8 protein-coding genes and 1 pseudogene are annotated in these 8700 nt (G+C 33.3%); 2 read left to right on the forward strand and 7 right to left on the reverse strand.

The window, feature by feature from the left end; genetic code table 11:
* A partial coding sequence (locus tag IHO13_RS01260; RefSeq protein WP_225537908.1) for an APC family permease occupies positions 1–832 on the reverse strand: 832 nt, incomplete at its 3' end.
* 400 nt (positions 833–1232) lie between these two features.
* Between IHO13_RS01260 and IHO13_RS01265 the strand changes: the two genes are divergently transcribed.
* The gene (locus IHO13_RS01265) at positions 1233–1487 is read left to right on the forward strand and encodes a hypothetical protein (protein ID WP_225537909.1); all 255 of its coding nucleotides are present in this window, start codon (positions 1233–1235) and stop codon (positions 1485–1487) included.
* A gap of 179 nt (positions 1488–1666) precedes the next feature.
* The gene (locus IHO13_RS01270) at positions 1667–1873 is read left to right on the forward strand and encodes a hypothetical protein (RefSeq protein WP_225537910.1); all 207 of its coding nucleotides are present in this window, start codon (positions 1667–1669) and stop codon (positions 1871–1873) included.
* A gap of 513 nt (positions 1874–2386) precedes the next feature.
* Here IHO13_RS01270 and IHO13_RS01275 read toward each other — a convergent pair.
* The 6 genes and pseudogenes from IHO13_RS01275 to IHO13_RS01300 form a co-directional block, all read right to left on the reverse strand.
* Positions 2387–3637 carry a citrate synthase gene (locus IHO13_RS01275; protein ID WP_225537911.1) on the reverse strand — a complete coding sequence of 417 codons (1251 nt, stop codon included), beginning with the start codon at positions 3635–3637 and terminating at the stop codon, positions 2387–2389.
* A gap of 79 nt (positions 3638–3716) precedes the next feature.
* Positions 3717–3986, reverse strand: coding sequence for a 30S ribosomal protein S20 (rpsT, locus tag IHO13_RS01280; RefSeq protein WP_225537912.1), 270 nt, complete (start codon positions 3984–3986; stop codon positions 3717–3719).
* Positions 3987–4035: 49 nt separating this feature from the next.
* On the reverse strand, positions 4036–4761 hold the full coding sequence (locus IHO13_RS01285) for a lysophospholipid acyltransferase family protein (RefSeq protein WP_368666866.1): 726 nt from the start codon (positions 4759–4761) through the stop codon (positions 4036–4038).
* Positions 4762–4816: 55 nt separating this feature from the next.
* A complete protein-coding gene (locus IHO13_RS01290) occupies positions 4817–5803 on the reverse strand; it encodes a tyrosine recombinase (protein WP_225537914.1) in 987 nt (328 codons plus the stop codon).
* Positions 5804–6163: 360 nt separating this feature from the next.
* Positions 6164–6798 (reverse strand): annotated as a pseudogene (locus IHO13_RS01295) (P-loop NTPase family protein).
* A gap of 104 nt (positions 6799–6902) precedes the next feature.
* Positions 6903–7976 (reverse strand): AI-2E family transporter, encoded by a 1074-nt coding sequence (locus IHO13_RS01300; RefSeq protein ID WP_225537916.1) that lies wholly within the window; start codon positions 7974–7976, stop codon positions 6903–6905.
* Positions 7977–8700: the final 724 nt, after the last annotated feature.

Below are 8700 nucleotides of genomic sequence, written 5' to 3' on the forward strand. Positions count from 1 at the left end.
TAAAGGCAATAATGGAAACTATTAAATACCAATTACCAGGTAAAACTATTTTTATCGCATCAACATATGGTGCTTCTGAGTTAGCTAGGTGATTGCCATTTATTAGTCCCATAATTGCAAGACTATTGATAAAATATACAACAGCAACACAGATTGTGCCAAGCACTATGGCTCTTGGTATTGTTTTGCTCGGATTCTCAACTGATCCTGCAGATGCTGTCACTGTTTCAAGCCCGATGAAGCACCATAAAGTGAGCAATGAAGAGCGAGCAAAAATTTGAGATATTGTAAGATTCGAGACTTTCTCGCTTACAATAAAGTTATTTCTATCGAAAAAAAATAGTGCTGCTATTGGTATTGCAAACAATATGGTAATTTTGACAATCATCAATAGGAGCTCAACATGTCCAACTGTAGTTATCCCTCTTAAGTTTATTAGCATAATAGCTAAAATTAATGTTGCTTCTAAAGGTAAACGTATGCTTTGTATATCATTATGAAAAAGTGGAGCTAAATAACCGATACTTGCAACTGTTACAGCTGTTGAACCAACCCATGAACTTGCCCAATACGTCCAACCGACAAAAAAAGCTGCTGTAGGACCAAAAGTATGCTTCACATAAACATGAGGACCACCGGTTTCTGGAAATTTTGCACAGAGTAAGGCAAAGACCAAAGCAAGAGATATAGCACCAAATCCTGATATCACCCAGCTTATAGGACTATACATACCATATGGTGCAAGGCTGATTGGAAGCATAAAAATTCCGGAGCCAATCTGGCTACTAATTACTAAGGCAAGAACAGCCAAAAATCCTATTTTATTTGACACAATGGCTTTTAATTTTTATCTGATAGATTAACAATATAACTTAGCTCAGAAATTTCAATCGGTCTTTATAAAAGCTTGCATTTTTCTACATGTATGCCATAATGAGTTATTCTGTTAGTCATTGAGTAAAAGCTATGAATCGGGATTAAGAAGGTTTTAGTTGTTTGTGGGTATGTTTATACCCAAATTGACAAGAAAGCGTGACTTTATTATAATAAGTATTTACTAATTTTATGAGGTGTTTATGGTAGCAAGTGATAGTACTTGAAAAAGGTGTGCACTAACCTATATAAAAAAATCTGGTGATAACCATAGTGTTAAAGGGTTTTTATAATCTTGTAATACGCAAAACATCACAGATTGAGATGAAGATAAGTTTGCATAGGTATATAAAGGATTTATGGGGAGTCAAAGTCTAAACAGTGGACAAAATAGAAGAAATGAATACAACGGGAGAAATAGCGGTCAAACTACAGGCGCTCAGGATATACATGTACACATACACAATAGAGGTTTAGATTTTTGGGATTTTTTACTATTACAATGCTGTATCAATTCTCTATTCGGTGGGCATGGTCATACTACAGTTATGCATAACTATGGCAATATCGCTAGCCAGAGCAGAGAAGATAAGAAAAAAAGACTCGGAAGATAATAGAAAGCTACTGGTTTTAGGTGTAATAATTGCAAGCTGTGTGTGTTGCTTTCTATGCTGGTATGTGCTTTTAGTATAATAGTGGCAAAAAAGCAGCTAGAGAATCAGGCAAAATAGGTTATCTGGATGATAAACTTAAAACATTCAGAAATATAGAATTTACAGTTAGCGCTATTTCTTTGGCAGCTTTGATAGCTTGCGCGTTTTATCCAGCCTTACCAGCGTGGAGTTTAATCATTCTTGGCGTTAACTCTCTTGCATGTTTTGTTGGTGGTTTAGCTTTTCATATGAAGCATCAGGAAGAATCAGAGAATATTGAGAAGGCTAAAATGGCGGTAGAGGATTGTGAAGCTAGCGCACATTATTATCACTACAATGCATTCTGAAGTTGTAAGTCAGTTGACTTTCATTAAATATCGGTAGCTACAACATAAGTTACATAGCTAGTGTGGTTCTACATCATATCGCGACTCATTTGTGGTACCTGGCGCAGATTCCATTAACACGTAGCGGGATGAAGGTTGTTGTCAGCTATAAATATTTGAGAAATTTACCAAATGGAAAAAAGTCAAAAAAAACCGAGAGCAGCTAGTATTCAAATTCTTCCTTGTCTATTTGACGTTCTATACTGTCTTAAAACGACTTATAAGCGCGTTTCAGCTTGGAAACCAGAAGTTTTATAAAGACATGAGATGCACATAGTACAAAAATTTAAACATGAGACGTCAAATACCCTAAATTTTTTGTTATTAACTTATACAGATTGTAAAGATAAATAGCTTCAGTATCATGATAATGGAGTTAAAAGAACTTGTCAAGTAGCTTTTTTGTTTTGACGGTTATATACGCCTAGCACACTGCTAGAAACTGATTTGGTATGTGAGAGGTTTTATAAGGATTTATTTACCAACATAGAGCTGCCTTGGTCTACTAATTTTAGTTTCTTTGTCATTTGCCATTTCATACCACTGAGTAACCCAACCAGTAGTTCTTGCAAGTGCGAAAATAGGTGTAAACATATTCGAAGGAATATCAATAGCATTCATTATTATACCTGAGTAAAAATCGACATTCGGATATAACTTGCGCATAACAAAATACTCATCCTTTAAAGCTATTTCTTCAAGTCCTTTTGCAATTTTGAACAGTTTACTATTTTGCTCTAATTTGTCCAAAACCTCATCACAGGCGTCTTTCAATATGCGCGCGCGTGGATCGTAATTTTTGTAAACACGATGACCAAACCCCATTAATTTGAATGGATCTTTATCATCTTTAGCTTTTTCAATGAACTTATCTATATCTCCACTTTGCTCTATCTCCTTTAGCATATTTATAACTGCCTCGTTAGCGCCACCATGAGCCGGCCCCCAAAGCGTAGCAACTCCTGCAGAGAGGCTTGCAAACAAACTAGAACCGGCTGATCCTACCAACCTGACAGCTGCTGTAGAAGCATTCTGTTCATGGTCAGCATGAAGAGTGAATATTTTATCCAGAGCTTTTGCAAAAAGGGTACTTTTATCGTTATCAAAAGTATCGCCAAACATCATCCTTAGGAAATTTTCACTATAGCTCAATTCATTGTTGGCATTGATGAATTCCTGATTGTTGATATACCTATATATCATTGCAATAATTGCAGGAACTTGTGCTATCGCAGAAATTCCAAAATCTAGATCTTCACTATTGACGTTGTTGCCATGTCTCTCATGGTAAAGTGCTGACAAACCTGCAAAACATGCAATCAAAATCGACATAGGGTGAGCAGTTTTTGGAAATGCTTTAACCACGTTTATAACCTGCTCTGGTAATTCAGATAATTCCCCTATTTTCAGAAGAAACTTTTTGTGTTGCTCTAAATTAGGCAACTCACCATAAAGTAATAGGTAAATTACAGCAGTAAAATTATTATTCTCTGCTAAATCAGCTATGCTATGTCCTCTATATTTAAGAACTCCTTTATCTCCATCAATGAATGTAATCGAGGAAGAACACGAAGCTGTGGAAACAAACCCTGGATCATAAGTGAGCAACCCTGTTGCCCTGTACAAATCCTTAATACTTAATACGTCAGGGCCTATTGTTCCGTTTAATATGGGTAGCTCAATCTTTAATCCGTTGCTTAATTCTAATAACGCTTTTTTATCCATCACTTAGGTCACTCAAATTCTATACAAAGCGTGCAAACCGAGGAGTATATATTAACTAGTTAACTTTGGATTAACCACATTAAGCAGTCATCAACGCTTTTGCTTTTGCATTTAAGCGACTTATTTTACGTGCAGCAGTGTTTTTATGAATAACACCTTTATTCACACACTTGTGCAAATTAGATTCAGCATTTCGAAATGCTATAATGACATTTTCTTTATCACCAGACTTGATTATATCAACCAATTTTCTAATAGCAGTGCGGGTTTTACTTTTGCACATTTTATTTGTCAAAGTGCGCTTCGCTATTACCTTTATCATTTTTTTAGCACTCTTATGATTCGCCATATATTAATACCTAAAACACTGTACTCTTTCCTTATTATAGAATTTTTCACTAATTTGCAATACTAGTTTTTTCTACAGCCAATTCGCTACTTTTCTCTTCAATAGCTTTTTCTAAACTTCTCAAGAATTCATTCCTACTTAACCCAGGGTATATCGGAGGTAATATCTCTATTATTGCCTTTCCGGAATTTTTTCTTATAGAAAGTATACTTTTTGGCCAAAATAAACCGGTATTTAAAGCGATTGGTAATACAGGAACAGATAATACGCTATATAAAGCTGCAACACCTGGTCGATATTTTGCTTTTTGTTTTGCAACTGTTCTAGTGCCTTCAGGAAATATTATTATGCTTCTATTTTCTTTTATACGCATCTTAGCTAATTTAACAATATAGCGTATAGATCTGATACCATCCAAGCGGTTAATAAAAATCATCCCAAGCGCCATGAGGTGCAAGCCAACAAATGGAATCCACTTCAGCTCACGTTTTAAAATAAAAACTGCGTTTCTAAATAAAAGTATAAAAATAAATGTTTCAAACGGAGATTGGTGCTTAGAAGCAATTATAAAGGGCTGCTTTGGAATGTTTTCTATCCCCTTAATTGCGTATTCAACTTCACATAATAAACGAAGCATAAACAACACAACCTTTACTGAGCAGGCAAGGAAAATAGTTATTATGCGTGCAGGAAAGAAGAGTATAGGAAGAGCAATTGAAGTATAGAGCACCTCCCATAATATAAGAAAAAGATTAAACAATAAGCCTGAAATCATGAACTCAGATAAACTTACTTGAGTTTAGCTCTACTGCAAATTAAAAACAATAAGTTTAACTGTTGATTGTCTGAGTAATAGGGTGTGAGTCAGCTAGTTTGTCCTTCAATTTTTTGTTAGCAACATGGGTATATATTTGTGTTGTGGAAAGGTTAGTATGACCAAGAACTTTTTGTATCAGCACAATACTTGCCCCACTATCCAGTAAATGGGTAGCGAAAGAATGTCTAATCACATGTGGAGAGATTTTATTTTCATCAATATTACATTTTCTTGCTAATTCCTTAATTAATTGACCGATTCTTTGCCTAGTAATCGGCTTATTAGGTCTATTACCCGGAAACAGCCAATCAGAATCCTGTCCGTTAAGAATCAGATTGTTACGAACTGATAAATAATTTCTAAGACTCCTCAGCGCTTGCTCATTAAAAAGAATTTGCCTCTCCTTACCACTTTTTCCTTTTATTATTATGTAACTTTCTTTGTCATTACTGTTTGCTAAATGTAACACCTCACGTAATTTCATATTAATCAATTCAGAAATACGCATGCCGGAAGAGTAAAGTATGTTTAAAATAGCGCATAACCTCCTACTGTTTATTTCTTTATTCGATTCGCTCACTGATTTTCTGACTGTATCCATTAACAAGAGCATTTCTTTGACACTTAAATATTTTGGCAAAGGACGAGAAACTTTTGGATTTTTCAATTCATCATCATTAACTGGAGCTGGATTGAAATCTATTATTCCATCATTAAATAGGCATTTATAAAAATTTTTCATGGCAGATATCTTTCTTGATACAGAACTGCTTTTATATTTCTTTTGTGTGCATAGAGATTTTACGTAATCTTTGATATTAGTTTTGCTTGCGCTGACTAAAGTAGTGCCACTTTTCAACAAAAAATCTTCAAGTTGACGTAAATCTGAACGATAACTTTCTAAAGTATTTTGCGTAGCAGATCTTTCTGACACCAAAGTATCTATGTAATACGTTATGTAAAGATTCTCTTTTTTATTCTGTAACTGCTCTCTTTTCATTCTCAGCTCCTATATTTATTTCTTTGACTATAGTTTGATTAGAAATGTTATCCGTATTTCTTAATAAAAAACACAAAATAAATAAAATATTTACTAACAGAGTAAGTATAACAAACCCCCGTCTTAATTTTTTTTTTAGATTTGATCTTACCCTTACCATAGTTAAATTATAACATCAAATCTGTAGAAAGCATCCTGCAAAGTGAATTTTGCTATAATATACCACTTCTTGGTCATATCTACTTATATCCATTATAATATAATGTTTTTATAGCGCTAGCACAACTAAACGGTAACTCTTATATTAGTGCTACAGATGTTAATAAATTTTTAGTATATATGCTCTGTTAAAAGAAGAAATCACATAGTATCTCTTTTCAATAAAGCACTAATAAAAGGAAGAGTAACATTTGATCCCATAGATTCATCATCTGCCTTTTTTATAATTTCACTAATGCTGTAAAAAGAACTCTCTACTCTTGCCAAAATATAACCAATCACTTTCAAATCAATTTTCAACTGTTTATCTGAAAACCGTTTCATCAACATAATCCTTAACAATTCCTCACTCGCTGATGGAATTTTTATGCTGATGGTTGATAATATGCGAGAACTTAAATCTTTCAACTTAAAGTTAAGCTTGTTTGGTGAAGTTGAAGAAGTAATAAGCAATCTCTTGTTATTTTCTTTCATGTAGTTATAACAATGCAGTAACATTGCTTCATCTTGAATGTTTTGTATATTTTCTAAAACAAAAGCATTGCTATGTCTAATCTCGCTTATAAAATTGTTCACATTGATAAAGATTGCACCGCTCATCAATTGCCAAATGTGAGCAAGATGAGTTTTACCAGAGCTTTTAAGCCCAAAAAGGATCAGGCATTTCCAAGATAAATTACCAATGACTGAGTGGTATACATGTTTATTTCATCCAAGATGATAAAGTTTTGCCGGCTATAATCAGCTTGATTGCTGTTAAATAAATTTAATTGCACACTAGACATTTTGTGTTCCTGACGGTAACTTTTATGTCAAGATTTATTTACTCTCCTTGAGTACATCAGGTATTTCCTATCCTTATTACAATGCAAAAAACCTGTTAGCCATTTCTATAAAACTCACTTTTAAGATATTTGTCGGTTACACATTCCACTGATACATAAAACATTGCTATTATTGGAACAAAAAGTAATATACCCATAAGTCCAAAATATGAAGCACATACAGTAACCCCAAGAATAATTACAGCCGGATGTATATGGACTTTTTTTCCTATCAATAAGGGAACCAGTATATTTGTATCCATCAACTGTCCAACACCGAATAATATTAAAACAGCAGTGCTTTCAAACCATCCACTGAATTGAATAACAGCGCTCAAAAACCCAATGATAGTATATAATAATGGTCCTATATAAGGTATAAATGTTAGTGTCCCTGACAAAACTCCAATAGCAACAGAATGTCTCAATCCGATTATACTAAGACATACAGAATAAAAAATCATCATAAAAATGCATACATTTGCCTGTCCTTTTAGGTAGTTAGATACAATAAAATCCACTTTTGAAAAATAATCTGCAACTTTTTCTCTGTAAGGAACAGGAACTAATTTACTAACTTTTGCTACAATCAAAGGCCAATCACGCAATACATAAAAGAACATCACCGGAGTAATTACCACTAATGATACTGTATGAATTAGGCTAAAGCTCGAGTTTAACACCTGGATTATAAGATTACTGGTAATATCAAAAGCATTTACAAAATAAGATATATAATCGCTGTAATTTTTTGCTAGACTTTCAGATAAGTGATCAAACAAACCATCTTCTGTTTTTATATTGAGAAATTCTAACACAGATGGAATAACTTTGAGGTTTAGCGAAGGTGCTTTACTGACTAAAAAATTCAATATCGAGGTGATTTGAACATATATAATAGGTAAAACAAATGTAACAGCTAATACAAAAATCATTAGTAGGACAAGTATTATAAAAATTACAGAATATAGGCGTGGTATTCTATACTCCTCAAACTTTACTACTAGCGAATTAAATAAATATGCAACAACGATAGATATTAAGCATGGGAAAATCATAGGGCGCACTAAAAATAATGTGCCAATTATAAGAAGTAATATGAGACAAACAGTTGCATAGCGTTTTTGCATGTTTTTAGCATAGTCAATTTATAAAAAAAATACACAGTTTATTTTATCTATGTAAAAACGAATTACCAAAAACAGAGAAAGTTTACAAAAAACAAAGTACCTACAGTTTATCTATAAACGACCAAAAAGCACCTTAGCAAGTGCTTTCTGATACGAAAACACACTAAGTAGCCTTTTTTATCATCCAAGTAGCTGAACACTGGGATCCATAATACTACTTTAGCAATAAACACTTAAAAGATTTACCAAATAAAAAAAAGGCAAAAGAAACCCCGCTAGCTAGTTATTCACTACCTATCTTTTAAATTGGCATTTTTTTATTGCTTTAGACGTTTTAATAAACGCATTTTAGCTTGTATTAGGTAAAAACCTTGAGAGTTTATAAAGACATGAGGTACGCATAGTGCAAAAATTAAACAACAGTACGCCAAGTACATTGAGTTTTTTTGTTGTTTAACCTGGATGGACTGAAGATAAACAATAACTTCACTACTATGAATAAGGATGACGGCGAAAGTTATCAAGTAGTTTTCTCCGTTTTTATGGGTAAAACATACCTAGAATGACATTTAAGAGTATGTTATCCGTTTTTCACTTCTAAGTGATAAAAAAATTTATTAGTTTATTATACGGTTCTTTTCATGTATAAAATTATAGCAAGTTTGTACGAAAGGTTGTTTTATGAGCAAAATTGTAGAAATTAGAGCACCAAAAACTCTAGGTG

This window comes from Wolbachia endosymbiont of Mansonella perstans (assembly GCF_020278605.1).
Taxonomy (GTDB): domain Bacteria; phylum Pseudomonadota; class Alphaproteobacteria; order Rickettsiales; family Anaplasmataceae; genus Wolbachia.

Coding starts and splice junctions, on each gene's coding strand:
- IHO13_RS01265 (WP_225537909.1), top strand. CDS start 1,233: ATGGGGAGTCAAAGTCTAAACAGTGGACAAAATAGAAGAAATGAATAC.
- IHO13_RS01275 (WP_225537911.1), bottom strand. CDS start 3,637: ATGGATAAAAAAGCGTTATTAGAATTAAGCAACGGATTAAAGATTGAG.
- rpsT (WP_225537912.1), bottom strand. CDS start 3,986: ATGGCGAATCATAAGAGTGCTAAAAAAATGATAAAGGTAATAGCGAAG.
- IHO13_RS01285 (WP_368666866.1), bottom strand. CDS start 4,761: ATGATTTCAGGCTTATTGTTTAATCTTTTTCTTATATTATGGGAGGTG.
- IHO13_RS01290 (WP_225537914.1), bottom strand. CDS start 5,803: ATGAAAAGAGAGCAGTTACAGAATAAAAAAGAGAATCTTTACATAACG.
- IHO13_RS01300 (WP_225537916.1), bottom strand. CDS start 7,976: ATGCAAAAACGCTATGCAACTGTTTGTCTCATATTACTTCTTATAATT.